Annotated in this window: 24 protein-coding genes; 10 read left to right on the plus strand and 14 right to left on the minus strand. The window is 63.1% G+C overall.

The window, feature by feature from the left end; genetic code table 11:
- Positions 1-129 precede the first annotated feature (129 nt).
- From HDE77_RS19160 to HDE77_RS19175, 4 genes are all read right to left on the minus strand, one after another.
- Positions 130-1,005, minus strand: coding sequence for an energy transducer TonB (locus HDE77_RS19160; protein ID WP_255482823.1), 876 nt, complete (start codon positions 1,003-1,005; stop codon positions 130-132).
- A 121-nt stretch (positions 1,006-1,126) separates the two neighbouring features.
- Entirely contained in the window at positions 1,127-1,603 is a 477-nt protein-coding gene (locus HDE77_RS19165) for a hypothetical protein (RefSeq protein WP_184419524.1), read from the minus strand.
- Entirely contained in the window at positions 1,603-2,133 is a 531-nt protein-coding gene (locus tag HDE77_RS19170; RefSeq protein WP_184419525.1) for a peroxiredoxin, read from the minus strand. Before HDE77_RS19170 ends, HDE77_RS19165 begins: the two co-directional genes overlap by 1 nt.
- A gap of 107 nt (positions 2,134-2,240) precedes the next feature.
- Complete coding sequence (locus HDE77_RS19175) at positions 2,241-2,699, minus strand: hypothetical protein (RefSeq protein ID WP_184419526.1); 459 nt, start codon at positions 2,697-2,699, stop codon at positions 2,241-2,243.
- Between the two features lie 331 nt (positions 2,700-3,030).
- On the opposite strand from HDE77_RS19175, the gene HDE77_RS19180 reads away from it, so the two are divergent.
- A complete protein-coding gene (locus HDE77_RS19180) occupies positions 3,031-3,447 on the plus strand; it encodes a universal stress protein (RefSeq protein WP_184419527.1) in 417 nt (138 codons plus the stop codon).
- A gap of 27 nt (positions 3,448-3,474) precedes the next feature.
- Here HDE77_RS19180 and HDE77_RS19185 read toward each other — a convergent pair whose 3' ends face one another.
- Positions 3,475-4,524 carry an NAD(P)-dependent alcohol dehydrogenase gene (locus HDE77_RS19185; RefSeq protein ID WP_184419528.1) on the minus strand — a complete coding sequence of 350 codons (1,050 nt, stop codon included), beginning with the start codon at positions 4,522-4,524 and terminating at the stop codon, positions 3,475-3,477.
- 182 nt (positions 4,525-4,706) lie between these two features.
- On the opposite strand from HDE77_RS19185, the gene HDE77_RS19190 reads away from it, so the two are divergent.
- Positions 4,707-5,528, plus strand: a complete 822-nt coding sequence (locus HDE77_RS19190) for a ferritin-like domain-containing protein (protein WP_184419561.1) — start codon at positions 4,707-4,709, stop codon at positions 5,526-5,528.
- A gap of 14 nt (positions 5,529-5,542) precedes the next feature.
- Here HDE77_RS19190 and HDE77_RS19195 read toward each other — a convergent pair whose 3' ends face one another.
- Both HDE77_RS19195 and HDE77_RS19200 read right to left on the minus strand, forming a co-directional pair.
- Entirely contained in the window at positions 5,543-6,016 is a 474-nt protein-coding gene (locus HDE77_RS19195; protein WP_184419529.1) for a DUF6491 family protein, read from the minus strand.
- 63 nt (positions 6,017-6,079) lie between these two features.
- A complete protein-coding gene (locus HDE77_RS19200) occupies positions 6,080-6,805 on the minus strand; it encodes a hypothetical protein (RefSeq protein ID WP_184419530.1) in 726 nt (241 codons plus the stop codon).
- Positions 6,806-6,987: 182 nt separating this feature from the next.
- On the opposite strand from HDE77_RS19200, the gene HDE77_RS19205 reads away from it, so the two are divergent.
- The 4 genes from HDE77_RS19205 to HDE77_RS19220 all read left to right on the plus strand — a co-directional run bounded on the left by HDE77_RS19205 (position 6,988) and on the right by HDE77_RS19220 (position 10,482).
- Positions 6,988-8,253 carry an MFS transporter gene (locus tag HDE77_RS19205; protein ID WP_184419531.1) on the plus strand — a complete coding sequence of 422 codons (1,266 nt, stop codon included), beginning with the start codon at positions 6,988-6,990 and terminating at the stop codon, positions 8,251-8,253.
- Positions 8,254-8,319: 66 nt separating this feature from the next.
- Positions 8,320-9,237, plus strand: a complete 918-nt coding sequence (locus HDE77_RS19210) for an arginine deiminase-related protein (RefSeq protein WP_184419532.1) — start codon at positions 8,320-8,322, stop codon at positions 9,235-9,237.
- A 137-nt stretch (positions 9,238-9,374) separates the two neighbouring features.
- Positions 9,375-10,046, plus strand: a complete 672-nt coding sequence (locus HDE77_RS19215) for a glutathione S-transferase (protein WP_184419533.1) — start codon at positions 9,375-9,377, stop codon at positions 10,044-10,046.
- 103 nt (positions 10,047-10,149) lie between these two features.
- Positions 10,150-10,482, plus strand: coding sequence for a hypothetical protein (locus HDE77_RS19220; RefSeq protein ID WP_184419534.1), 333 nt, complete (start codon positions 10,150-10,152; stop codon positions 10,480-10,482).
- Positions 10,483-10,563: 81 nt separating this feature from the next.
- On the opposite strand, the gene HDE77_RS19225 is transcribed toward HDE77_RS19220, so the two are convergent.
- From HDE77_RS19225 to rsgA, 6 genes are all read right to left on the minus strand, one after another.
- Positions 10,564-11,082: an OmpA family protein gene (locus HDE77_RS19225; protein ID WP_184419535.1), complete on the minus strand. Its 519-nt coding sequence runs from the start codon at positions 11,080-11,082 to the stop codon at positions 10,564-10,566.
- Between the two features lie 298 nt (positions 11,083-11,380).
- Positions 11,381-14,074, minus strand: a complete 2,694-nt coding sequence (gene aceE / locus HDE77_RS19230) for a pyruvate dehydrogenase (acetyl-transferring), homodimeric type (protein ID WP_184419536.1) — start codon at positions 14,072-14,074, stop codon at positions 11,381-11,383.
- 289 nt (positions 14,075-14,363) lie between these two features.
- Positions 14,364-16,655: an NADP-dependent malic enzyme gene (locus HDE77_RS19235; protein WP_184419537.1), complete on the minus strand. Its 2,292-nt coding sequence runs from the start codon at positions 16,653-16,655 to the stop codon at positions 14,364-14,366.
- Between the two features lie 122 nt (positions 16,656-16,777).
- The gene (locus HDE77_RS19240; protein ID WP_184419538.1) at positions 16,778-18,067 is read right to left on the minus strand and encodes a flavohemoglobin expression-modulating QEGLA motif protein; all 1,290 of its coding nucleotides are present in this window, start codon (positions 18,065-18,067) and stop codon (positions 16,778-16,780) included.
- Positions 18,064-18,537: a hypothetical protein gene (locus HDE77_RS19245; RefSeq protein ID WP_184419539.1), complete on the minus strand. Its 474-nt coding sequence runs from the start codon at positions 18,535-18,537 to the stop codon at positions 18,064-18,066. Before HDE77_RS19245 ends, HDE77_RS19240 begins: the two co-directional genes overlap by 4 nt.
- Positions 18,538-18,641: 104 nt before the next feature.
- On the minus strand, positions 18,642-19,697 hold the full coding sequence (gene rsgA, locus HDE77_RS19250; protein WP_184419540.1) for a ribosome small subunit-dependent GTPase A: 1,056 nt from the start codon (positions 19,695-19,697) through the stop codon (positions 18,642-18,644).
- Between the two features lie 178 nt (positions 19,698-19,875).
- Between rsgA and HDE77_RS19255 the strand changes: the two genes are divergently transcribed.
- The 3 genes from HDE77_RS19255 to HDE77_RS19265 all read left to right on the plus strand — a co-directional run bounded on the left by HDE77_RS19255 (position 19,876) and on the right by HDE77_RS19265 (position 22,833).
- Positions 19,876-21,120: an aminotransferase class I/II-fold pyridoxal phosphate-dependent enzyme gene (locus tag HDE77_RS19255; protein WP_184419541.1), complete on the plus strand. Its 1,245-nt coding sequence runs from the start codon at positions 19,876-19,878 to the stop codon at positions 21,118-21,120.
- Positions 21,121-21,151: 31 nt separating this feature from the next.
- The gene (locus tag HDE77_RS19260) at positions 21,152-21,775 is read left to right on the plus strand and encodes an SGNH/GDSL hydrolase family protein (protein ID WP_255482824.1); all 624 of its coding nucleotides are present in this window, start codon (positions 21,152-21,154) and stop codon (positions 21,773-21,775) included.
- Positions 21,776-21,975: 200 nt separating this feature from the next.
- A complete protein-coding gene (locus HDE77_RS19265; protein ID WP_184419542.1) occupies positions 21,976-22,833 on the plus strand; it encodes a UDP-2,3-diacylglucosamine diphosphatase in 858 nt (285 codons plus the stop codon).
- Between the two features lie 47 nt (positions 22,834-22,880).
- On the opposite strand, the gene HDE77_RS19270 is transcribed toward HDE77_RS19265, so the two are convergent.
- Entirely contained in the window at positions 22,881-23,666 is a 786-nt protein-coding gene (locus HDE77_RS19270; protein ID WP_184419543.1) for an SDR family oxidoreductase, read from the minus strand.
- Between the two features lie 292 nt (positions 23,667-23,958).
- On the opposite strand from HDE77_RS19270, the gene grxD reads away from it, so the two are divergent.
- Positions 23,959-24,882, plus strand: coding sequence for a Grx4 family monothiol glutaredoxin (gene grxD / locus HDE77_RS19275; protein WP_184419544.1), 924 nt, complete (start codon positions 23,959-23,961; stop codon positions 24,880-24,882).
- Positions 24,883-25,445: the final 563 nt, after the last annotated feature.

The following is a 25,445-nucleotide window of genomic DNA, read 5'->3' on the forward strand; positions in this document are numbered from 1 at the left end:
TCTCGGGCCACCTTGAACTTAAATCGCTCGTCGTACTTCGCCATGACAAACACCCCAGAGATTGGACGGGTGTCCAACTTCTGGGGTGCAGTTCACATGCGAGGCATTTTCCGGTCTTCGATGTCTCACTCATGCGCCATTGAGCGGCGTGGTCAGTTGCAGGCCGCTGCCGATCTGATACAGCCCGCCATCGGCAATTGCGTCCGCGGCACCCGAGGATTCTTCGGATTTCTGCTGCCATGGGACCGCCTGTTCTGGGCCTGGCACATAGGGATCCCACTTGCCGTAGCGTTCGCGCGGAGTCCTCCCATCGATTGAATAACTCACGGGAACTCGAGCCTCCCAGTGATCTTTAGTAGCCTCTCTTCCTATGGTTGGTATATGGAAAGTCCAGCCTTTAGCCGTGCGAAGCGAAGCATCGGCCAGCACGTTTCGCCACTTGTCCAGCTCCCGGTCACTGGCGACAACACCCATATTGACCTGCTCGGCAATGGCATCTTCCACCCGTCCCTGACGGTTGATGAGCAGCCGCATGTACACCGTACCCCACACACCCGCGGACACTGCCGATGGCGGGTAGTGCGGTGAGGGATGTGTGTCGTAAGTGATGGTTTCACCCGGTTCGCTGTCATCACCCTTGTCTTTTTTATCTTCACCGAACTGGGCGCCCGCGACGCTTATCGTGTAATCGTCCTTGCCGTCTGGCTTGGCGACAACACGCAGGCTCATGCTCGCTCTGGCGGCCACCGGTTGACCGTCAATCAGGACGGGGGTGAATATCCAGCTTTTCGTACCGTTGTCGATCAGCCCTGCCACGACCGGCGGCAGCTTTTCAGCGTGATCGATGGTGTAACTGCGGACCGAGCCATCCGGTGCAACCAAGATCGACCCGGTCACCAGCATGCTCGCCTGCACCCGTTCCCGCACGTCCTTCAGGCTGCTCGCCAGCGCAGTGCCTGCAAGAAGCAGGCAGAACAATCCCATAAGCCAACGTTTCATCCCCATCCCCCATGATTGCAGCCCAGTCTAGCCCCGGCATTCCGCAAAGGGTTCATGCCGAGACAAGTCAATCGTCCATTCAATGCGAACCACAAACATGCACCTGCCCCATGGTTCGCTCAGGAGATCAATCTCGACGCCGCGGTCGGAACTGTGCGACTACCGACGGCCGCCCCAGCTGCCATGACAGCCATACCAGCAGAGGGATAGCAGCGGCCTTCAACGCCAGTCCGACCTCATAGGTTCGCTGCGCCCGGGCGATCATCCACAGGGCGACTTCGCCGAGCTGCGGCTGTGCCTGCGCAGCCTGTCGGGCATGCTCGAAGTCACCCCATTGCTGCAGCATCTGCACGCCCGTGACCAGCGCCCACAACGCCAGCAGCACCGCCAACACTCGCATGGTCGAGCGCGCCCATGACTGCCTCAGGATGCAGCCGGCACAGACGACGATGACCACGGCCGCAGCGGCCAGGTAGGCGTATTCGGCATGCTGCAGATACTGCAGGCAACCCATCGCGGCGATCAGCAGCAGGATCCACGGACCCATCGCCCATACCGCAAAACGCCGCGCCGACGATGGTTCGCCGCGCACTGCCAAAGCCATCAGGGAGCGGCCTTCAGCGTCGCCAGGTCATTCATCACCTGGGCGGAGTTTTTCTCGGGGTCGACATCCACATAGACCTTGGCGATCTTGCCCTGCGGGTCGATCAGGAACGTGGTGCGCTTGGCGTAATGGATACCCATGTGCGACGCCAGCACGCCGTAGGTGGTGGCTACCGCGCCATCGGCATCGGACAGCAACGGGAACGGCACGTGATATTTCGCGGCGAAGTCGGCATGCGATTTCACGTTGTCCAGGCTCACGCCAACCACATCCGCACCGGCCTTGCGCAGCTTCGCGATGTCATCGCGGAACGTGCATACCTCGGTCGTGCAGCCGGGGGTGAAGTCCTTGGGATAGAAGTACATCACCAGCCAGTGACCACGGAAATCGGCCGGCGTATGCCAATGGCCGTTCTGGTCCTGCAGGCGGTATGTCGGTGCCACCTGCCCCACCTGCGGGCTATCGGCGAACGCTGGCGCGATGAGACCGCACAGCAGGGTCAACATCAGCAAACAGGACAGACGACGCATGACGAAATCTCCAGGTGGTAACAGGGCGCAACGCAACCGCGGCAGTGTACGCGCTCAAAAGCGAAGGGCGCCATACGGCGCCCTTCGTTGGAGACTAGCGTCCCGACTTAACGGGGATCGATGGTGAATTCACCCACCGAGATACCCAGGTCAACGCCTTCGCCGGTGCCGGCCAGCGCCAGCGAGGTGGTGCCCTTGGTCAGCACCTGCGCGTTGGAGGTCTTCACCACACCGGCCTCGACGCCAGCCTGCGCGTAGTGACCGAAGACGTCGTGAATACCATTCACCGTGCTGATCTCGCCGGTACCGTTGGTGATGTGATATTTGCCAGCGGTAATGCCGCCACCGACGGCGGTGATCTTGACGTTGGCGCCCTGTCCGTTGTCACAGCGGATGGTGCCATTGCCCTCGGCATGCTTGTAGATCAGCGACCAGCCGGCAAGATTGAACCTGAGGTGGCATTTCACAGTGGCTGTGTCGGCGTGGGCACTGGAAACCGGCAGCGCTGTCATGGCGCACGCGCAGGCCAGCACCAGGGCAGCCATTCCAAAAGTACGCTTGATCATCGTGAATCTCCTTTGTTTCGTGCGGGATAAGTTGTGGCCAGCGCAGGTCGAACTCCCCGGGAGGGACCGCGTGGTGATCGCAGCGTGTGCAGAACCGCGTGATAACGGCGTGCAGAAGCCGGTCGTCCATTCATGTTTTCCACCCCCGGGACGCTCCGGACAGCCCAGGTATCCCTTGATAATTCGCTAACAAGATGCCGCGCAGACTAGGGCACACTGGCCGAAAATGCAGTGCGATCAATCTACTGGCTTCGTGGGGAGGCATTACCTGGATCGGAACGCTGCGCTGCACCTATCGCTCTAGTGTCAAGACACAGCAAAAGGAAAAACCATGGTCAAGTACTCACTGGTTGGCTACGACGGTTCGGATGCCTCCCGGCGTGCCTTTCAGTTCGCGATCGATCTGGCCCGTTGCGGCAGCAGCCGCGTACGCGTGGTGTCGGTGCTGCAGGTCACCGAAGGCGGCGCCGATACCTGTGCCTTGATGATGGCCGACTCCGGCGCCCAGCGCGCACAGGATCTGCTGGACGAACTGGCTGCGATCGTGCCGGATGCGGCGAAGCTGGTCGATGTCGAGCTGGTCCATGGCAGCCCCGGTGACGTTCTGCTAAGTCAGATCGCGCAGCACGGCGTCGACCATATCGTGATCGGTCATACCGAACGCGGTGCGCTGGCCCGCTGGCTGCTCGGCTCGGTTTCCAACAACGTGCTGGCACGGGCGCACGTGCCGGTGACCGTGGTGCGCTGAACGCGCACCACGGCGTGTACCTCGGGGCTACTCTCGCAGCGAGGCCATGTCGATCACGAAGCGGTAGCGTACATCGCTCTTCAGCATGCGCTCGTAAGCCTCGTTGATGTCCTGGATGCGGATCTTTTCGATGTCCGAAACGATGCCGTGCTCCGCGCAGAAATCCAGCATCTCCTGCGTCTCGGCGATGCCGCCAATCAGTGAGCCGGCCAGTGAGTGACGGCCGAAGATCAGCGCGCCACCGTTGATGGTTGGCGGCGTGTCGGGCAGGCCGACCAGAGTCATCGTGCCATCGCGCTTGAGCATCTGCAGGTAGATGTTGAGATCGTGCGGCGCCGAGACGGTATCGAGGATGAAGTCGAAACTGCCAGCATGCAATTTCATCTGCTCCGGATCGTTCGACAGCACCACTTCGTCGGCACCCAGCCGCAGTGCATCCTCGCGCTTGGACGGCGACGTGGTGAACTGCACGACTTGTGCGCCGAATGCGTGCGCCAGCTTGAGTGCCATGTGACCCAGGCCACCAAGGCCGATCACACCAACCTTGCTGCCCTTGCCCACCTTCCAGTGCTTGAGCGGCGAATAGGTGGTGATGCCGGCGCATAGCAGCGGCGCGACCGCGGCCGGGTCGAGTTTGTCCGAGATGCGCAGCACGAACGCTTCGTCCACCACGATCTGGGTGGAATAGCCGCCCTGGGTCGGCGTACCGTCCTGGCGGTCCTTTCCGGCATAGGTGAACGTCGCGCCCTTCAAACAGAACTGTTCGAGATCGTCCTTGCAGTTCGCGCACTCGCGGCAGGAATCGACCATGCAGCCGACGCCAACCAGATCGCCTGGCTTGAACTTGCTCACGCCGGTGCCGGCCCGGGTGACCCGGCCGACGATTTCGTGGCCTGGCACGATCGGATAATTGCCAGTGCCCCACTCATCGCGCACGGTGTGCAGATCCGAATGGCACACGCCGCAGAAAAGGATCTCGATGACCAGGTCGTGTTCGCGCGGCTCACGGCGCTCGAAGCGATAGGGCGCCAGTCGTGCGCGGGCAGCGTGGGCGGCGTAGCTGGAAGTAGGAATCATGCGTTGCTCCTTGGGGAAATGTGGAGAATGCGCGATGCGCATTAGTGCGCCCACAGCAATCAGGCCGCGATCTTAGGTCGGGCTACGTTAATCCAATGCATGCATGAGGCCGTATGCTGTAACGATGGCCGTTGCCCTTGTCGCTGCCGCGCGGCACAACATACATCACGCAGGACTTCACGTTGAGCTATACCGCACCTCTGCCTTGGACCCTGGACAGTCTTGATCTGGACCGCATCGACCTGTCGCGCATCCGGCACAACGAGGACATGTTTTTTCTGCTGTGCAGTTCCTCGTTCGTCGAGAGCGGCTCAGACCTCTACACGCAGAACCTGATCGATCACTTCGCCGGCGATCAGGAGTTGCAGATCTGGCTCAGTCAACACTGGGAACACGAGGAACTGCAACATGGCCGTGCACTGGCCGCCTATGTCAGGACCGTGTGGCCCGAGTTCGATTGGGACAGCGGTTTCAAGGCGTTCTGGAACGAATACGGTGCCGTGTGCACGGCCGAGCAACTGGAGCCCTCCCGGGGGCTGGAACTGGCTGCGCGTTGCGTGGTGGAAACCGGCACCGCCAGCCTGTACCGCGCACTCAACGAGATCACCGACGAACCGGTGCTGAAACAGCTGACCCACCACATCAAGAGCGACGAAGTGCGCCACTACAAGCACTTCTACCAGCACTACCAGGTGTATCGGGAACGCGAGGGTTTCGGTCGCTACAAAGTATTCCGGGCGATTTTGCGTCGAGTGCGCGAGGTCAAGCGTGAAGACAGCGACATCGCACTGCGTCACGTGTTCAACCTTTGCTATCCGCACCATCTGGGCAACGAGACTGAGTTCCGGCGCATCAGCGATCGCGCGCAGGGACTGTTGCGCCGGCACATCCCGGCCGAGATGACGGTGAAGATGCTGCTCAAACCGCTGGACTTGCCGGCGCGCCTGCAGAATTCACTACAAAAGCCGCTGGCCCGAATCGCCAAGAAATTGTTTCTGCACTGATACGGTCGGCATGTTCAGCCGCCCGATGACTGGCCTGGCACTGGCTGCTCTGCTGGGCGCGGTTCCGCATCGATCTTGCGCTGCGCCTGCTGCTCGACCTTCAGCCGGGCCAGATCTACCGGGCGGATCTGCATGATGATGCACGGGACGTAGGCTCGCCCGGTAAGCACCTTGTCGAAATGCACCTGAACCTGGCTCGCATTGGCGGTGAGTCCGATCGTGTTGGTGAACCAGAGGTTCTGGCAGTTGTCCTCCACATCCACCAGCCAGGCCTGGTTGGGCCTCGTATAGACAGCCAGCTCGGTATTGCTCAGCGGCTCCCACGACCACAGGTTGAAGAACTGGAAGCTGCGCACGGGTGCGCCGGCTGCCGCCGCATACGCGGCCTGGCGCTGCTGCATGCGTTGCGAATAAGTCGGTCCACTGCTGGCGCAGGCACCCAGCATCCCCGCGAGCGTGGCCGCTACAACAACACGGATGAATGACATGGCATCGACCTCCTTTGGGGCTTGGTCATTTCAACGCATGGACCGCGCGGCGGTGTACCCGGGCTATGACTTTTTCTGCTTCGGCAGGGGTGCCCATTTGTCCGGATCGAAGCCGCCGACTTCATAGGTCAGCGTCTCTGTGCGCGTGCCGTCCACCAAGGTCACGTCCAGGGTGATCTTCTTCGCCTTGCGCAGCATCCCGAGGAAGGCCTTGTCATCGCGGACCATCAGCGCGGGCTCGCCGGTGGGTGGCGCGAATACCGTGATATGAACGGGCTTGCCATCGACCGTGCCGGCCATGGCGCAGTTGCCGTGGCAGACGAAACCATGGCCACTGCCATACAGATAAACGCTCTGACCCCAACTGGTGTGCCGGCGCAGTATCAGTTGCACCCGATCGCCAGTGGTTGGCGTGATGGTGGCGGTGGACTGCGTGCCGCCGGCCATCGGCGACACCTGGTACAGCCACATCGACGCCAGACGGCTCTTCTCGCTGTTTTCTTTCCAGCGCTGCTCGATGGCAGGCAGGCTCTGTTGCACTTCCTTCGCCGCCGCGCTGTTCGGATAGTGGTCGAGAATGTCGTGGCCCTCCGTCACGGCCATTTCGTCGTTCTTGATGCGTAGCAACTGCTGGTAGGTATCGAGCTTCCTGGCGGCATCCGCATCCTGCGCCTGCTGCTGCGGCGGCGCCCCTGACGCTGCCGGCTGACCGCCCTGCGGCGAGCAACCGGCAAGCAGCCAGGCAGCGCACAGCAGGGCAAGGGAGCCACGTTGGAGTGACGGTTTCATCGGCAAGGCACTCGCTGGAGAACAGAGGCCTAGAGTGGAACGAGCCGACTGCTTTGCGCAACCTCGCGGATTTCAGGGACGGCACTTCCCCAGGCGTGCGGGGCCGCATGGCAGACGCGTCCAGCGGCACTTTGCCGGATGCGTCCACGGCCCGATAATGCCAGCCCACGCGAGGACGCCCGATGTCGCCATCCACCACGTCACCGGCTGATTCGCTGTTCCGACACCGTGCCTTCGTCGCGTTCTGGTTCGCGCGCATCGCCTCGGGCTTTGGTTTTCAGATGCTGTCGGTGGCCGTGGGCTGGCAGATCTACTCGATCACTGGTCGCGCGTTCGATCTGGGCCTGATCGGCTTGGTGCAATTTGTACCGTCGGTGCTGCTGGCGCTGCCGGCCGGGCATGTGGCGGATCAGTTCGAGCGGCGGCGGATCGTGCTGATCGGACAGGTCATCGAATGGTTCGCGATCGTCGTGCTTGCCGCGTTGACCCTGACTCGGCACATCCACGAACTCGGCATCCTCGCGCTGGTGTTCGCGCTCGGTGTGGCGAAGGCATTTGAGTTTCCCGCGCTGCAATCCATGCTGCCGGCGCTCGTGCCCGCGGCGATCCTGCCGCGCGCGATGGCAGTGAATGCGTCGGCAGGACAGGCGGCGATGATCATGGGCCCGGCCCTGGGTGGCTTGCTCTACGTGGCTGGACCGGGCGTGGTCTACGTGGTGGCCGCTGTGCTGTATTTGATAGCTGCCACGTTGATGAGCCAGTTGCGCTACGAGCAGGCGCCGCCGAAACGCGAACCAGCCACGTTGAAGATACTGTTCGCCGGCGTGCACTTCATCCGCGTGCGCAAGGACGTGCTTGGCGTGATCTCGCTGGATCTGTTTGCCGTGTTGCTGGGCGGCGCCACCGCGCTGCTGCCGATCTTCGCGAAGGACATCCTGCATACCGGGCCGTGGGGATTAGGTCTGTTGCGCGCCGCACCGGCGGTAGGCGCACTGATGATGTCGCTGTGGCTTGCACGACATAACCTGCAGCGACGGGTCGGCCCGATCATGTTTGCGGCGGTGGCCGGGTTCGGCGTCGCCACCTTGGTGTTCGCGCTATCCACCACGCTGTGGTTGTCGTTGCTGGCACTGTTCGCGCTGGGAGCCTTCGACATGGTCAGTATGGTGATCCGCAGTTCGCTGGTGCAGCTCGATACACCGGACGATATGCGCGGGCGGGTCAGTGCCGTCAACGCCATCTTCATCAATACCTCGAACCAGCTTGGCGAGTTCGAGTCAGGCATGCTGGCCGCGTGGCTCGGTGCGGTGCACGCCACCGTGCTCGGTGGCATCGGCACGCTGCTGGTGGTCGGGCTGTGGATGGCGATGTTTCCCGGCCTGCGTCGCCGTCAGCAGCTGTATGTCCAGGCCACTGCGCCCAGTGAGGCGGCGCCGGATATTGTTTAGGATGGTGGGGTTTAGCATGGCGGGCACGAAGATCATCTGCCCTGTCCTGATGTTCGGAGCCGTAACGTGATTACCACTTCGCCCACCGAGTTCCTGGAAGCCTACAACGCGCTGGCGCCTTTGCCGGATGCTGCCGCCACTGCGCGCGCGGCGTTTCTGGTGGCACCGTCCGAATTCACGCTGGCGGCGGAATCGGCGCGCGACAACCGGTATATGGACATGAACGTCACGATTGACCCGCTCAAGGCGCTGGCGCAACACAGCGTGCTGGCGCAGGCACTGCGAGCGGATTGTCCGGTGATCACGTTCCCCGGAAATCCGGCGACGCCTGATGCGGTGTTCCCGAACAACGTGTTCGCCACGGCACCGGGCCGCTTTATCGTTGGCCGCATGCGTCATGCGGTGCGTCAGCGCGAGGCGGAGCGCGCCGACATCCGCGACTTCTTCGGCGAGGTGCTGGGTTACGACGAGATCGACTTGTCCGGCTGCGATGACCTTGTCGCCGAACTGACTGGCTCGATGATCATCGACCGCGCGCGTGGCGTCGGTTATTGCGGCCTCAGCGAACGCTGCGATATGGCCGGCGCGCACGCGATGCACAAGGCGTTTGGCCTGCGCCTGACGTTCTGCTTCGAACTGGCCGAGTCGGAATATCACACCAACGTGGTGCTGACGTTGCTGGCTAGTCGCGCCCTGATCATCGCCGCCGACGGCTTCCGCGACCCGGCCGTGCCCAGGGCCATTGCCACCGCCTATGGCGATCGAGCGATCTGGCTGACGCCTGCACAGAAGCGGGCCTTCATCGCCAACGCGATCGCTCTATCGGACGATCGTGTATGGATGAGCGCGACCGCGGTTGCTGCACTGACCAGCGAACAGCACGAGGCGCTGGCCGGCTATGGATTTGCGGTCGGCGCGGTGGAACTGAGCGAGATCGAAAAAGCCGGTGGTAGCCTGCGCTGTTGCGTCGGAGAAATTTACTGATCGACCAACGCGTGGCCATGGTGGCGAGCTCTTGTGGGAGCGACTTCAGTCGCGATGCACCAATTGGCCGCTTCAAACAATCGCGACTGAAGTCGCTCCCACAGGTTTTTCGCACGCTGCATCCATTGGAGCACCACATGATCACCGTTCACCATCTGAACAACTCGCGCTCGCAGCGCATCCTGTGGCTGCTGGAAGAACTCGGCGTGCCTTATGAGATCAAGCGCTACCAGCGCGATCCGAAAACCATGCTCGCGCCACCGGAATTGCGCCAGATCCATCCGCTGGGCAAGTCGCCGGTGATCACCGATGGCGAGGTTACCCTGGCCGAATCCGGCGCGATCATCGAATACCTCGCCGAGCGCTATGGCCAGGGGCGTCTGCTGCCACCGTCAGGCACACCGGAGCGGCTGCGCTGCAATTACTGGCTGCACTATGCCGAAGGCTCGGCGATGCCTCCGCTGTTGCTGAAGTTGGTGTTTCGCCGGGTCGAGACGGCGCCGGCGCCGTTCTTCGTCAAACCGATCGCCAAGGGAATTGCGCACAAGGTGCTGCAAAGTTTTGTCGATCCACAATTGAAGCTGCATCTGGACTATCTGGAAGGCGAGCTTGGCAAGAGCGCGTGGTTCGCCGGCAACGAGTTCAGCGCAGCCGACATCCAGCTGAGCTTTCCGGTGGAGGCGTTTGCGGCCCGCGGCGGCCTGGATGCGGGCCGGCCACGGCTGTGGGCGTTCCTGCAACGCATTCATGCGCGACCGGCGTATCAGCGCGCGCTGCAGTCGGGTGGCGAATACAGCCTCGGCGACTGAATTCCGCCACATGCTGAACGGATAGCCGCATCAGCGGCCACGTCTACGCTCTGCTCACGACGCCACTGGCAGTCTGCTGTCTCAAACGCCATGGAGAAGACCGATGCGTAACCGTGATATCGAACGCCAGATCCGTGACGCCGGCGACCAGGTCGGTGAGCGCGCGCGTCAGTACGCCGATAGTGCTGCCAGCCGCGCACAAAATCTGTTCGAGCGTGGTCGCCGCATCGGTGGACGTTTCGGCAAGCAGGGCAGTGACTACGGTCAGCGGCTCACGAATGCGGCCGAAGATCTTGCCGATGAAGCGAACTACCACTATCGACGCCTGCGCCGTCAGGTGAGCCGCCATCCGACCGCCACCGTGGCGATTGTGGCCGGCACCATTGGCGCGTTCCTGCTGCTGCGCCGCGTATTCCGTAGCGACGACGAGGAATAAGGTCCGCAACCTGCAGCGCATGAATCACGAAGGGTCGAATGAATACATCCGACCCTTCGTTGTGGCTTCCGAGATGCGCACTTACCTGACCGCTGCGATGTCCACTTGCACGCGCCGGTTCGGCGCAAGGCAGTCATGCAGTCGCTGACCGGTGAGCTGCGGGCAATTGACCAGCGGATCAGACTCGCCACGACCTTCAGTGCTGATCAGGCTGCCGTCCACGCCATGGCTGACCAGATAGTCGCGCACCGCATTGGCACGCTTCAGCGAGAGGTCGTCGTTGTAAGCCCGGTCACCGATGCGATCGGTATAACCGATCAGGCTCACCGAGTGGATCCTCCTTACGTCACGCAGCCGCGTTACCAATTGATCCAGTTGATTGCGGCCACGGTCGGTCAAGCTGCGTATGTCGGATTTGCCGAAAGCGAACAACGCATCGGCAGACAGGGTCTCATGCGTGGTCTCTACCACTCTGGGCGGTGCCGGCGGTGGCGCCATCACGACTGGCCTGACCACGGTGCACGGACATTGACAGCCGGCCAATAACAACACGGCTATGGCAGCGGCCGTGATTACGCTCATGCGGATAGTCTTGTTCATAGTCACCATCCTTCAAGTGCTCAGTTGCCCCTGTCGGAGATATCGGCGACAAGCACGGATGCGACCGCAGCCCACCGGCGACATGATCGCTGGCAGAGCGGCATAGGCATCGATATCCGGCTGACGCCACCCCCCCGAGACTGCCATGAACGCGATGAAGGGAGGCTTACTTTTCCCGTTCAAGACGTTGGGCATCCCGCATATCGCCGGCAAGCACGCCAAGGCAAGCCATCCGAACGCCCTCTCCATCAAGAGAAAACCCGCCAATGGGCGGGTTTTCCTGGGCAGTACGGGTGACTCACACAGCCTGCGGGCTCGGCTTGTCCGGATCGAGCTTGTATTCCTTGATCGCCCGGCTGACGTCCTTGGCATTGACCTTGCCGTCCTTCGCCAGTGCAGCCAGCGCGGCATGGGCGATCCAGTAACGGTCGACCTCGAAGAATCCACGCAAATGCGCGCGTGTATCCGAACGCCCGTAGCCATCCGTGCCCAGCACGGTGTAGCGCATGCTGTCGGGCATGAAGGCGCGGATCTGGTCGGCGTACTCGCGCACGTAGTCTGTCGCGGCGATGGCCGGACCCTGCCGGCCATCGAGCAGACCGGTGACGTACGGCACGCGTGGCTCGGCTTCGGGGTGCAGCCGGTTCCAGCGCTCGGCGTCGAAACCGTCGCGACGCAACTCGATGAAGCTGGGCACCGACCAGATGTCGGCATTCACGCCGAAGTCCTTCTCCAGCAGTTCGGCCGCGGCGATCACCTCGCGCAGGATCGTGCCTGAACCGAGCAGCTGCACGCGCGTCTCGCCCTTCTTCGGTTTGCCGCCATCCTTGAACAGATACATGCCCTTGATGATGCCTTCCTCGCTGCCAACAGGCAGGTCGGGATGGCTGTAGTTCTCGTTCATCACGGTGATGTAGTAGTAGATGTCCTCCTGCTCCTGCATCATCCGGCGCGTGCCGTCCTGCAGGATCACCGCGACCTCGTAAGAGAACGTCGGGTCATACGACTTCACGTTCGGGATCGCGCCGGACATCAGGTGCGAATGGCCGTCCTCGTGCTGCAGGCCTTCGCCATTGAGCGTGGTGCGACCTGCCGTACCGCCGATCAGGAAGCCGCGCGAACGCATGTCGCCAGCCGCCCAGCACAGGTCGCCGATGCGCTGGAAACCAAACATCGAGTAGTAGATGAAGAACGGCAGCATCGCCTGGTTGCTGGTCGAATAGCTGGTCGCGGCGGCCATCCACGACGCCATGCCACCGGCCTCACTGATGCCCTGCTGCAGTACCTGACCCTTCTGGTCTTCGCGGTAGTACAGCAACTGATCGGAATCCTGCGGCTTGTACTTCTGGCCGAACGGCGCATAGATGCCGATCTGTCGGAACATGCCTTCCATGCCGAACGTGCGTGCCTCATCGGCAACGATCGGCACCACGCGCTCGCTCAGCTGCTTGTCGCGCAGCAACAGGTTCATGCCGCGCACCAGCGCCATCGTGGTGGAGATCTCGCGTTCGCCGGTGCCCTTGGTGATCTGCTCGAACGCCGCGAGATCCGGCGTCTTGAGCTTCGCGTCGGCCTTGCGACGACGCTGCGGCAGGAAGCCACCGAGTGCATTGCGGCGATCGAGCATGTACTGCACTTCCGGCGAGTCCTTGCCGGGGTTGTAGTACGGCACGTCCTTCAGCTTGTCGTCACTGATCGGGATCTGGAAACGGTCGCGGAAGTGACGCACCGCCTCTTCATCCAGCTTCTTCTGCTGATGAGTCGGGTTCTGCGATTCACCCGCCGCGCCCATGCCGTAGCCCTTCACTGTCTTGGCCAGGATCACCGTCGGCATGCCCTTGGTATTCGACGCCGCGTGATACGCCGCATAGACCTTGTGCGGATCATGACCACCGCGGTTGAGGCGCCAGATGTCATCGTCGCTGAGGTTGGCGACCATCTCGCGCGTCTCCGGGTACTTGCCGAAGAAATGCTCGCGCGTATACGCGCCGCCAAACGCCTTGTAGGCCTGGTATTCGCCGTCGACGGTTTCCATCATCAGCTTGCGCAGCACGCCCTTGGTGTCGCGCGCCAGCAGCGGATCCCAATAGCTGCCCCAGACCAGCTTGATCGCGTTCCAGCCGGCACCGCGGAACTGACCTTCCAGCTCCTGGATGATCTTGCCGTTGCCGCGTACCGGCCCGTCGAGTCGCTGCAGGTTGCAGTTGATCACGAAGATCAGGTTGTCCAGCCCTTCGCGCCCGGCCAACGAGATCGCGCCGAGCGACTCCGGCTCGTCGGTTTCGCCGTCGCCCAGGAAGCACCAGATCTTGCGGTCGCTCTTGGGCACCAGGCCGCGGTGTTCCAGATACTTGAAGAACTGTGCCTGATAGATCGCCTGGATCGGACCCAGGCCCATCGACACCGTCGGCACCTGCCAGTAATCCGGCATCAGCCACGGATGCGGATACGACGACAGCGCACGACCCTTCCCGACCACTTCCATGCGGAACAGATCGAGCTGATCCTCCGCCAGGCGACCCTCGAGGAATGAGCGCGCGTAGATACCGGGGCTGGAATGACCCTGATGAAAGACCAGATCACCCGGATGATCGGCACTCGGCGCGCGCCAGAAATGATTGAAGCCGACGTCGTACAGCGTGGCCGACGAAGCGAAGCTGGCGATATGCCCGCCCAGTTCGCCCGGCTTGCGGTTCGCACGCACCACCATCGCCATCGCGTTCCAGCGGATCAGCGTGCGGATACGCCATTCCATCGCGGCATCGCCGGGCATTTTCGCCTCGTTGCCGGGCGCAATGGTGTTGATGTACTCGGTCGTCGGATCGAACGGCAGGTAGCCGCCGGCACGGCGCGTGGAGTCGACCATCCGCTCGAGCAGGAAGTGCGCACGTTCGGTGCCGTCGTGATGGATCACCGCATCGAGCGAGTCCATCCACTCCCGGGTTTCGGTGGGGTCGATGTCCTGGTTGAGGATATCGTCGAGCTGATCCATGACTAGTCTCCGCAGCGCCGTTGCAGCGCCAAGCTTGAGGGGGTACCCGCCGCCGGGGATTGCGGCGGGATCAACGTCCAAGTCTAGCCGCTGGGCCACTTGGCTGCCAATTCGCAGCCATGCGCTGGCGCATGGCCATGACGTGTAAACGACCTGAGTCCGTGTAACGGACCACTCCATGCCAGGCCGCCTGGAGAGGTTCGCGATGCCACACGCCCATCCTTGAAGGCGGCGGATACGCTGACTGTCTGCAACGGATGAGCTGGCTCAACCGTTGCAGACTCCTGGATCAGCGCTGCTGGCGGTTGGCCGCGGCCCGAATCTGCGCATCCACGGCAACGATGGCGGTCATGTTCACCACGCGACGTGCGGAAGATGCCGGCGTAAGAATGTGGGCCGGCTTGTCCAGCCCCATCAGGATCGGCCCGATCGCCACGCCGTCGGTCATCACCCGCACCATGTTGTAGGTGATATTGGCGGCATCGAGATTCGGCAGCACGTACAGGTTGGCGCGACCACTCAACGTGGTATGGGGGAACATGCGCAGACGCAAGGCTTCGTCCCACGCGGTATCGGCCTGCATCTCGCCGTCGATCTCCAGCTTCGGCATGCTGGCCTTGATCAGCTGGTAGACCTTGCGCATTTTCGCTGCGCTGGGATTGTCATGGCTGCCGTAGTTGGAGTGCGACAGCAACGCCACCTTCGGCTCGATGCCGAACAGCTTCAGGCGATAGCTGGCTTGCAGCGTCGCCTCGGCGATTTGTTCGGCGGTGGGATCGCACTGCACGTGGGTATCGAGGAAAAACCAGGCACCCTTGTCGTTGATCACGCCGGTCATGGCCGAGGTGCACTGCACGCCCGGATCAAGCCCGAACACGCTGCGCAGATAGCCGAGCTTCTTGTGATAGCGACCGACCAGGCCACAGATCATCCCATCCGCCTCGCCGCGCGCGACCATCATTGCCGAGATCAACGTCGGCCGCGAACGCAACAGGTTCTTTGCCGCCGCCGGCGATACGCCGCGGCGCTCGGTCAGCGCGTGGTACTGCTGCCAGTAGTCGTTGAAGCGCGGGTCGTCGTTGATGTTGGTCAGCTCGAAATCGACGCCGGCACGCATGCGCAGAGAAAGCCGCTCGATGCGCGCCTCGATCACGTCGGGACGACCGACCAGGATCGGGAACGCCAGCTTTTCGTCGATCACGGTCTGCACGGCACGCAGTACGGTCTCCTCTTCACCCTCGGCGTAAACCACGCGCTTGCGATCGGTACGCGCGCGCTCGTACACGGGTTTCATCAGAAAGCCGGTGCGATAGATGAACTGGCCGAGCTTCTCTTTGTACGCCTCCATGTCGATGATCGGGCGCGTGGCCACACCGGAATCCATCGCCGCCTGCGCCACGGCCGGCGCCAGCATCACCAGCAGGCGCGGGTCGAACGGACGCGGAATCAGGTAGTCGACCCCAAAGGTCGGCACGTCGCCACCGTAGGCACCGGCGAGATCGCCAGCCTCCATCCGCGCCAGTCCAGCGATCGCGCGCACGCAGGCAAGTTTCATCGATTCGTTGATGACAGTGGCACCGACGTCCAGCGCACCACGAAAGATGTACGGGAAGCACAACGCGTTGTTGACCTGGTTCGGATAGTCCGAGCGACCGGTCGCGATGATGCAGTCGGGCCGCACCTTTTTCGCGTCTTCGGGCGTGATCTCCGGACTGGGGTTGGCCAGCGCAAGGATGATCGGTTTGTCCGCCATCGTGGCGACCATCTCCGGCTTCAGCACGCCGCCGGCGGACAGGCCGAGGAAGATGTCCGTGCCCTCGACGATCTCGGCCAGCGTGCGCTTGGTCGTGTCGCGCGCGTAACGCTGCTTGTCCGGATCCAGATGGTCGCGACCGGTGTACAGCACGCCCTCGCGGTCATAGGCGAGGATGTGTTCCGGCTTCACGCCGAGCGCCACCAGCATGTCGAGGCAGGCGATGCCGGCCGCACCCGCGCCAGCGGTGGACAGCTTCACGTCCCCGATCTTCTTGCCGATCACTTCCAGTGCGTTCAACAAGGCCGCCCCCACGATGATCGCGGTGCCGTGCTGGTCGTCGTGGAATACCGGGATCTTCATCCGCTCGCGCAGCTTGCGCTCGACGATGAAGCATTCCGGCGCCTTGATGTCTTCCAGGTTGATGCCGCCAAAGGTCGGCTCGAGGCTGGCGATGATGTCGACCAGCTTGTCCGGATCGTTCTCGTCGATCTCGATGTCGAAGACGTCGATGCCGGCGAATTTCTGGAACAACACACCCTTGCCTTCCATCACCGGCTTGGCCGCCAGCGGCCCGATGTTGCCCAGGCCCAGCACGGCGGTGCCGTTGGTGATCACCGCGACCAGGTTGGCGCGCGCGGTGTACTCGGCCGCCGAGCCCGGATCATCGACGATCGCGTCGCAGGCCGCGGCCACGCCGGGCGAATAGGCCAGCGACAGATCGCGCTGGGTCAGCAGCGATGTGGTCGGGGTGACCTTGATCTTGCCGGGACGCGGCAGGCGGTGATATTCGAGTGCGGCGAGGCGCAGATCTTCGGGGAGGGACATCGGATGCATTTTTTTAGGGAGGGGACGTCGCCCGCCATGGCGGAAGACTGCTGATGATGTTAGCACCGGGGCGGCCGGAACCGGCCCGGCCCTGCGCACTGCACCCTGGGACCTGCGACCGGCTAGACGTTCGACAGTAATTCGTCGCCCTGCACCCGATTCATGTGGATGCCGTTGATGAAGACCGAAAACGCCAGCTTCCCGGCCAGCCCGTGCACATGCTGCATCCATGGCGGCAGCCAGCGCGGCGGAAGGATCGCACCGGACTCGAAATGCGGCTGCAGCGTAATCACGTCGTGCAGGGTCAGCTTGCCGGCAAACAGATGGCGCAGCACGTCCATCCGGCGCTCCTTCAACGCCCAGCGGAAGAACGTATGCACGGTGAGCAGGCCGGACAGATAGACGTTGTCTTTGGCAAACGCTGCACCGCCGCTCAGCGGCACCCCGCGAAACACGCGCTGGGTCGAATGGAAGCTGTCGGCCACACTTTGCCCACAGGCGCTGAAGTACCGGTAGACCTCGACAAAGTCGGCGCCGTTGAGCGCCATGTCGATCGCCAGGATACGCAGGCTGATGCGCTTGAGCCGGCCAATATCGATGGCGCCGGACATCAGCTCGGCAAACACCGCCAAACCCTCCTGCGTCGCGGTGACCCGGGGTGAGGTGCGCGCCAGCGACGTCAGCAAGGGTTGCCTGCGACCGTTCAGCGCAGTCAGCGAATGCACCAGCGCCTCGTGTGCGAGCAGCTGATGCCGGTCGTACTCGGTGAAGCTGGTGCCGCCACGCAAGCGGATGCGGGTCGCGCCAGCGGCGGCCTTGGCGGTGAGCTCCGGATCCACCTCGACACTGATCGTGCCGGCGCCGAAAAAATCGTCCAGCGTCTTGCTCAGATCCGCGCGCAATACTTCAGCCGGAATGTCCATGCTGCTGTCGTCGGCCAGCAGGTCCGCGCCCAATTCATTGGACAGCTCCACGAAATAGCGCGCCGCGTCGAGATTGCTGCGCTGGCTGCCCGGGATCAAATCACCCGGACGTCCATACAGGGCGATCGATGGCGCGGTCACGGCGGCCGTGCCGACCGACTCCAGCATTTCGGCGGCGATCCGCCAGGACTCCGCAGTACGGCAGAGATACTCGCCCATGGGGTCAGCGCCCAGCGGACCGTCGCTGCCGGCTTCCTGTTCGATCGCCGCCAGCTCGGCGCGTGCCGCGGACAGATCCGGTCTCGTGTAAGTTACTTCGGGCAGCGCGAACTGACCCTTGCTGTAAGCCGCGATCAAGCGGTTTTCCAGCGATGCCGGCCATGCCACCGTAGGCAGGATATTGATGCCGCGCGCCGCAGCGAGCAGGCGCTTGTCGAGCTCGGCGTAGCGCTGCAACTCCGGGGCAAAGGTAACGGTCGGCGTGCTCATCGACGCTCCTGGCGGATCGCATCGACGCGCTCGATCAGGTCGGTGGCGATGGGGTCGGGCTTGAACGCGCTCATGAATCCGATCGGACTGGCAGGAATGAAGGTGATATCGCGGCCAAAGCGCGAGTCGGTCCGCAGCATCACCGTGATGCGCCGCGGATTGGTAAGGGTGGAGGCGTTGATGTTGATCACGTCGGCCAAGGCGGCAAGCGCCTGCTGGCCGCGATTCTTTACCAGCAGCTGATCACCATCGAGCCAGACTTCGTCGACCAGGTCGGAGATCAGTTTTCGGTAGAGAACGAAGCCGACAATGAAAATCATCAGAGCGGGCACGAAAGATGGCCACAGCGGGTAACCGCCACGCGTTGGAAGATTGCGCAAAGCCACGATGGGTAGCACCAGGAAAAGCAGCCAGATCACCGGAAATACGCGCTTGTAGAACACGGTCATCGTTGAGGACAGCCGACGCATGATGCGATCCATGAGGGTGATACGTCGATAGTAGTGCCAGATGCCCGATTCAGCGCAACCGTATGGACGGCTACTCGACGACGACTTGGACGGCTCCTTGACGGCTACTCGCGCTCGCGCTGCCCGCGATGCCCGTGCGGCCGCTCAATGGGACGGCCGCCGCGTTGCCGGCGCAGGCGTGCCTCCAGCGTCGCCGCCTGCTCCTCGCGCTCGTCGTGCAGCTTGAGGTAATTGCGCCAGCGTTCTGGCGTGAGTTCGCCGTTGCCCAACGCCACCTGGATCGCGCAGCCCGGTTCACTCCCGTGGCCGCAATCGGCGAAGCGGCACTTCTCGGCGAGTACATCGATGTCGGCGAACAGGTCGAGGTTTTCCTCGCCGGTGAGCTTGAGCTCGCGCATGCCGGGCGTGTCGATCAGGCAGCCGCCACTGGGCAATTGCAGCAGCGCGCGATGCGTGGTGGTGTGGCGGCCGCGGCTGTCATGGCTGCGCACCTCGGCGGTGGCCATTCGTGCTGCACCCAGCAACGTATTGGTCAGCGTGGATTTGCCGGCACCGGAAGAGCCGACCAGTACCGCACTGTCGCCCGGCTTCAGGTACTGCGCGAGCAGCTCGACACTGGCTGGGTCTTTGCTGTTCAACGCGTGGATCGGCGTGCTGTCAGGCAGCCGCGCGCGCAATGCCTCGATCTGCGCGGCCGCATCGTCGCGGGTATCGAGCTTGCTCAGCAGCACGACGGGCTGGGCACCGGAGTCTTCGGTCAGCGTCAGGTAGCGCTCGATTCGCGCCGGATTGAAGTCGCCGTCCAGCCCGGTCAGCACCAGCACGTAGTCGATATTGGTGGCGATCAACTGGCGCTCGTAGCGCTCGCCCGCCGCAGCGCGCGACAGGACCGTGCGCCGCGGCGCCACGGTGACAATATGCGGCGGCGTGCCGGCTACCACTTCGACGAAATCGCCGACCACCGGGCGCTCACCCGGATCAATGCCACGCTTGAGAAAGCGCCCATCCGGCTGTGCACCGAACAAGGTCTCGCCATCGTGCAGCTCGTAGCCGGCACGATGCTGGGCCACCACGCGGGCCAGCCGCAAGCCTGCAGCGGGTAGCACATCGCCACGCCAGCCTATGCGTCGCAGGCGTTCAATCGATTCGGCGTCGCTCATCCAGGAATTTCTGTCGGCACGGTTTGCTGATTATGCCCTGTCCCGGGCCAGTCCTCCCATGCCCGCAAATGAACAGGAATCTGGCCCACGGGACCCTCGCGCTGCACTGCATCACGCTGCTAGCATCGACCTGCCGGCAATGTTGCCGGCAGGTGACATCAGCATAAGGACGTTGGCGTTGGTTCCGATCACACCCAGTGCGCACCTGGCGGAAGTGCGCTACGAGATCCGCGGTGCGCTGACCCGACGCGCCCGCGAGCTGGAGGCTGCTGGCCTCGACATCATCAAGCTCAACATCGGCAACCCCGGCCGCTACGGCTTCGAGGCGCCAGCACACCTGCGCGAAGCCATCGCCGGCCACCTGCATGAGAGTGAGGCCTACGGCCACGAGCAGGGGCTGGAAGTCGCCCGCGAAGCGATCGCCGCGCAGCAACGTGCCCGCGGCGCCCGGGATGTGGATGTCGAACGCATCTTTATCGGCAACGGCGTCAGCGAACTGATCGACCTGAGCTTGCGTGCCTTGCTGCACCCTGGCGACGAAGTATTGCTGCCGAGCCCGGACTATCCGTTGTGGAGCGCGGCGACGATCCTTAACGGCGGGCAGCCGCGTTATTACCGTTGCCTCGCCGAGAATGGCCACCTGCCTGATCCGGATGAGGTCGAGGCGCTGATCACCCCACGTACGCGTGCACTGGTGCTGATCAATCCCAACAATCCCACCGGCGCGGTGTACCCGCGAGCGCTGCTTGAGCGGCTGGTCGCGATCGCGGCGCGGCATCGACTGCTGCTGCTGTGCGACGAGATCTACGACGAAATCCTGTATGACGGCACGTCATTCCAGCCGCTCGCCGAAGTGGCCGGAGAAGTGCCCTGCCTCAGCTTCGGCGGCTTGAGCAAGGTGCATCGTGCCTGCGGCTATCGGGTGGGCTGGATGAGCCTGTCCGGCGATACCGAGCGCACGGCGACCTATCGCGATGCGCTGCAATTACTCGCTGCACTGAGGTTGTGCGCGAACGTGACAGCACAATGGGCGGTGTTGCCGGCGCTGCAGGATGCGCCGACGATTGGCGCATTGACCGCGCCCGGCGGCCGTCTGCATGAGGCTCGGCGCATCGTGCTGCAGAGTGTTGCTGCCAGCGATTACCTGGATCTGGTGACTCCCGACGGTGCGCTCTACGCGTTTCCGCAGGTACGCGCCGATCACTTCCCCACGTTCGACGACAATGCGTTTGCGCTGCGTCTGCTGGAAGAGGAATCGGTCCTGGTGGTGCCCGGCACCAGCTTCAACGTGCCGCGCAGCCACCACTTCCGACTGACCCTGTTGCCGCCGCCGACGCAACTGCGCGAAGTATTCGTGCGGATCGAGCGGGTATTGGCGCGGATGGCGCTGGAACAGCCACAACGCTCCGCCAGCGTGGTTTGAGCTTGTACTGGCCAACCGTGACGAATCTCCAATGATGTCCGCGCCCCCGCCTCTGCACTATCTCGCCCTTGGCGATTCCTACACGATCGGCGAGTCGGTGCCCGCCGAAGCTTGCTGGCCGATGCAGCTGATCGAGCAGCTGCGTCGACACGGCGTGGTGATCGACGACCCACGCATCGTCGCCGTCACCGGCTGGACCACCGACGAACTGTCGGCCGGCATGGACCGCGCCCGACTGGCGTTGAGCTACGACCTGGTCACCCTGCAGATCGGCGTGAACAACCAGTACCGCGGACGTCCCGCGGGGCAATACCGCGGCGAGTTCAGCGCGCTGTTGCGACGCGCGATAAGGCTGGCAGGCAATCGCCCCGACCGGGTGGTGGTGGTTTCAATCCCCGACTGGGGCGTCACCCGTTTCGGCAGCGGGAGCGGCCGCGACCCGGCACAGATTGCCCACGAACTGGACGTCTTCAACGCTATCGCCCGCGACGAGGCGAGCCGCGCCGGCGCCCGCTTCGTCGACATCACCGGTATCTCGCGCCGACATCCGCAGCTGGTTGCCGACGATGGCCTGCACCCTTCCGCCGAGCAGTACACGCTGTGGACGGAGGCGATCGTGCCGGTGGTCAACGCAGTGCTGCGTTCAACACCGTAGTTGAGGTGCTATTCGCTCCTTCCCCTGCATTGCAGGGAGAGGTTGGGAGGGGGTTGCCTGAGCTTGCGGAAGATCGCAGGCACCCTCGCCCAAGTACTGTGATCCCTGCGTCGCGGCAACAAAGCTGCAACCTGTTCGCCATCGCACGGTGACGCAACCCGAGCAGACTGGCATCCCGGCACCCACCGGAGATCCCTGCCATGGCGACCTTCTATTGCCGCAGCGCGTTTATATCGGACGTGCACCTTGGCACGCCTGACTGCAAGGCAGCCTACCTGCTCGACTTCCTGCGTCAACTGCGCTGCGAAAAGCTCTACCTGGTCGGCGATATCATCGACCTGGAGGCGCTGGCCAAGCGCGCGTGGTGGCATGCCGACCACGGCGCGGTCATCGCCGAGGTGCTGGCGATGGCACGTCGTGGCGTCGAAGTGACCTATATCCCGGGCAACCACGACGCGCCAATGCGAGCGTTCGCAGGACAGGATTTTGCCGGTGTACGGATTGCGCTGGACGCCGTGCATGACGGCATCGATGGTCGCCGTTACCACGTAAGCCACGGCGACGAATTCGATTCCGAACACATCGGCCGCAGCTGGATTCTGCTGCTGGGCGAGGCACTGCATCGGTTCATCTGCTGGAGCAACCGTCGGGTACATGCGGTGCGCCAACGCATGGCACTCCCTTATCTGCCGCTGTCGATCATCGTGAAGTCGCATATCGGCAAGGCGCTGGCGTATATCCGCGCCTATGAACAACGCGTGGCCAGCGATGCCCGCGAACGTGGATTCGATGGCCATATCTGCGGACACATCCACTTCGGCCACCTGCGCGAGATCGACGGCGTGCTGTATCTCAACGACGGCGACTGGGTGGAGCATTGCACGGCCTTGATCGAGGATCACACCGGCGCCATGGAGTTGATCCACTGGAGCGAACAACCCGCCGCGCTGGGACGCGCCAGCCGCGAGCTGGTATTGCCCTCTCCCGCCGCGGCGTTGGCGATGGCGCCGCTGGCCTGCCGACAACGCGACCTGGCCGAGTTGCGTCCGGCGGCATGAGCCTGCCCGGTCAAACGTCTCGGGCAACCTGCCCGGAGGCGTTGGGCTCAGTTGCGCATCAGCCAGCCGGCCACCCGTGCCGAAACACGCCTCGGCATCATCCGGGTCGTGTGGGCCATCAACGCATTGACGATTCCGGTGATGACACCGGTTCGGCCAACGAGCATGGCGTCGATGCCTATTCGCGCCACGCCTGGAGCCTCCATCCGGGTCACTCGCTGATACCAGGTGGCACGCTGGCCGGAAACTTCCAGAAAGCGTGTGGCGGTAACGCCCGGCGAGACCACGGTGCAGCGCACACCGCTGCCGCGCAGCTCGGCATCGAGCGCGTAGGAAAATTCCAGCACGTAGGTTTTCGCCGCCGAATAAACCGCGTAAGTCGGTGTGGGCTGGAACGCGCCGGTGGAAGCCACCTGCAGCACATGGCCGAAGCGACGGTCGCGCATGCCCGGCACGAACAACCGGGTCAGATGAGTCAGCGCCACTACGTCCACCGCCAGCAGGGCGTCCAGTCGCGACCAGTCGGTATCGGCAAAGGCACCGAACACGCCGAAGCCTGCATTGTTGATCAGCACATCGATCGCGATACCCTCGCTAGCGAGGCCCTTCACCAATGCCTCGCGCGCCGCCGCTTCGGACAGATCAGCCGGGCGCACGTGCACCGTCGCGCCGCCGGCACGCAGCTCGGTCGCCAGCTGTTGCATCGGCGCCTCGCTGCGCGCGACCAGAACCAGCGCGCAGCCGCGGTGGGCCAAGTCGCGTGCAAAAGCAACACCCAGGCCGCTGGATGCGCCGGTGACCAGGGCCGTACGGCCGGTGAGGGAGGTTTTCATGCGTATGTCTCGGCGATCAATTCAGGATTGGCGGGCATGCATCCTCCCCTGCTTGCAGGGGGAGGCCGGGAGGGGGTGCTCTTCAGCACGTCCAAGGCAAGAGCTTTACCCCACCCCAACCCTCCCCTGCAAGCAGGGGAGGGAGCCAAACGCCGGCCACACCGAGATTCAACGCTGACCATCGTTCATAGGTGACGACTGGTAGTTTTTCAGTCAACCAGCCCCACATACAGCCCTGAACATCCCGCGCGGTATCATGCGCAGTCTCTCACCCGATCCACGGAACCCCCACATGTCCCTCGACCCCACCACCCGCACACGTATCGAAACCATGCTCAAGGATCACCGCGTGGTGCTGTTCATGAAGGGTGACCGCCAGCAGCCGATGTGCGGCTTCTCCGCCGCCGCGACCAACATGCTCAACGAGCTGCTGCCCAACTATCACACCGTCAACGTGCTGGAAGATCCGGAAATCCGCGAAGGTATCAAGGCCTACGGCGAATGGCCGACGATTCCGCAGCTGTACGTGGAGGGCGAACTGGTTGGTGGCTCCGACATCATCCGCCAGCTGTACACCAGCGGCGAACTGCACCAGCTGTTTGGGGTCAGCGCGCCGGATCGCACGCCGCCGGTGATCACCATCACCGACGCCGCTGCCGAGGCGATCCGCCAAGGCACCGCGAATGCGCAAGGCGTGGCACTGCATCTGGAGATCGGCCCCGACCACAGCGCCGGCTTCCAGCTCGCGCCGGCAGGCGAGCACGACATCGTGGCGCATGCGAACGGTCTGGAAGTCCATTTCGATCCGGCCAGCGCCCAGCGCGCCAAGGGCATCGTGATCGACTGGGTTTCCACCGTGCAGGGCGAAGGCCTGAGCCTGAAATTCCCCGGCGCGCAGGAGATCAAATCCCTCAGCGTGCAAGAGCTCAAGGCACGCCTGGCCGCCGGCAACATCACCCTGATCGACGTACGCCCAGCCCAGGCCCGCGCCCTGGCGGCACCGCTGTCACAGGCACGCGTGCTGGAAGACGAAGGCTACGAAAGCCTCGCCGCACTTCCAAAAGACACCCCGCTCGCCTTCATCTGCCACCACGGCGTCTCCAGCCGCGGCATGGCCGAACGCTTCGCCGCCCACGGATTCAGCGACGTATACAACGTGGAAGGCGGCATGGACGCTTGGTCGCGCGAAGTGGATTCGAGCGTGCCGCAATACTGAGCACAGCATCTTGTCTGAAGAAAAAGGCGCCTGCTGAGGGCGCCTTTTTTATGTCAGCCACAATCGCGCCCAATCCCGCCCGGACCTGATTGATGCTGGTCTTCGGCTGGCAAAGTTAGTGGCCTGACACAGAAGTGGCTCAGGAGAAGGCGTGCGGGCCGGCATGGCGCGCAACAGTCGTGGCACGAACTTGGGCAAGCGAAAACGGCGGTTGAAACGGTTGGCCGCTTCGGCCAGATCTCGGAGTGCGCACCTGAGTTTTTTAAGGCGTGGCAAGCCCAACCGCTGGAGCGCATCTGACCAGCCCGTCATCGATCCTAAACAGCGCCACTCTGGTTCCTTCCAAGGACTGGAAAAACGCCTCGGCAACATGCGCTTTGCTGCCATGTAGGGGCGCACGTACAACGGCGCTGGGCGAAGGCCCGCGTGCTTAAGGTCCTTGGATGGCAGGAATTTCTCGGCTGAGAAAACATCATCCAAATCGCAAGAACTTGTTGACGAATCGTTATTTATTTCGCCTCACCCTGCGGCCGATTCGTCAAATTTTCTGCACATCTTGCATG

Origin of the sequence: Rhodanobacter sp. MP7CTX1, assembly GCF_014205795.1 — a bacterium.
Taxonomy (GTDB): Bacteria; Pseudomonadota; Gammaproteobacteria; order Xanthomonadales; family Rhodanobacteraceae; genus Rhodanobacter.

Excerpts from the sequence above, each read along its gene's own strand:
- HDE77_RS19160 (WP_255482823.1), bottom strand. The coding sequence starts at position 1,005 with ATGGGGATGAAACGTTGGCTTATGGGATTGTTCTGCCTGCTTCTTGCA.
- HDE77_RS19165 (WP_184419524.1), bottom strand. The coding sequence starts at position 1,603 with ATGGCTTTGGCAGTGCGCGGCGAACCATCGTCGGCGCGGCGTTTTGCG.
- HDE77_RS19170 (WP_184419525.1), bottom strand. The coding sequence starts at position 2,133 with ATGCGTCGTCTGTCCTGTTTGCTGATGTTGACCCTGCTGTGCGGTCTC.
- HDE77_RS19175 (WP_184419526.1), bottom strand. The coding sequence starts at position 2,699 with ATGATCAAGCGTACTTTTGGAATGGCTGCCCTGGTGCTGGCCTGCGCG.
- HDE77_RS19180 (WP_184419527.1), top strand. The coding sequence starts at position 3,031 with ATGGTCAAGTACTCACTGGTTGGCTACGACGGTTCGGATGCCTCCCGG.
- HDE77_RS19185 (WP_184419528.1), bottom strand. The coding sequence starts at position 4,524 with ATGATTCCTACTTCCAGCTACGCCGCCCACGCTGCCCGCGCACGACTG.
- HDE77_RS19195 (WP_184419529.1), bottom strand. The coding sequence starts at position 6,016 with ATGTCATTCATCCGTGTTGTTGTAGCGGCCACGCTCGCGGGGATGCTG.
- HDE77_RS19200 (WP_184419530.1), bottom strand. The coding sequence starts at position 6,805 with ATGAAACCGTCACTCCAACGTGGCTCCCTTGCCCTGCTGTGCGCTGCC.
- HDE77_RS19205 (WP_184419531.1), top strand. The coding sequence starts at position 6,988 with ATGTCGCCATCCACCACGTCACCGGCTGATTCGCTGTTCCGACACCGT.
- HDE77_RS19215 (WP_184419533.1), top strand. The coding sequence starts at position 9,375 with ATGATCACCGTTCACCATCTGAACAACTCGCGCTCGCAGCGCATCCTG.
- HDE77_RS19220 (WP_184419534.1), top strand. The coding sequence starts at position 10,150 with ATGCGTAACCGTGATATCGAACGCCAGATCCGTGACGCCGGCGACCAG.
- HDE77_RS19225 (WP_184419535.1), bottom strand. The coding sequence starts at position 11,082 with ATGAACAAGACTATCCGCATGAGCGTAATCACGGCCGCTGCCATAGCC.
- aceE (WP_184419536.1), bottom strand. The coding sequence starts at position 14,074 with ATGGATCAGCTCGACGATATCCTCAACCAGGACATCGACCCCACCGAA.
- HDE77_RS19235 (WP_184419537.1), bottom strand. The coding sequence starts at position 16,655 with ATGTCCCTCCCCGAAGATCTGCGCCTCGCCGCACTCGAATATCACCGC.
- HDE77_RS19240 (WP_184419538.1), bottom strand. The coding sequence starts at position 18,067 with ATGAGCACGCCGACCGTTACCTTTGCCCCGGAGTTGCAGCGCTACGCC.
- HDE77_RS19245 (WP_184419539.1), bottom strand. The coding sequence starts at position 18,537 with ATGCGTCGGCTGTCCTCAACGATGACCGTGTTCTACAAGCGCGTATTT.
- rsgA (WP_184419540.1), bottom strand. The coding sequence starts at position 19,697 with ATGAGCGACGCCGAATCGATTGAACGCCTGCGACGCATAGGCTGGCGT.
- HDE77_RS19260 (WP_255482824.1), top strand. The coding sequence starts at position 21,152 with ATGATGTCCGCGCCCCCGCCTCTGCACTATCTCGCCCTTGGCGATTCC.
- HDE77_RS19265 (WP_184419542.1), top strand. The coding sequence starts at position 21,976 with ATGGCGACCTTCTATTGCCGCAGCGCGTTTATATCGGACGTGCACCTT.
- HDE77_RS19270 (WP_184419543.1), bottom strand. The coding sequence starts at position 23,666 with ATGAAAACCTCCCTCACCGGCCGTACGGCCCTGGTCACCGGCGCATCC.
- grxD (WP_184419544.1), top strand. The coding sequence starts at position 23,959 with ATGTCCCTCGACCCCACCACCCGCACACGTATCGAAACCATGCTCAAG.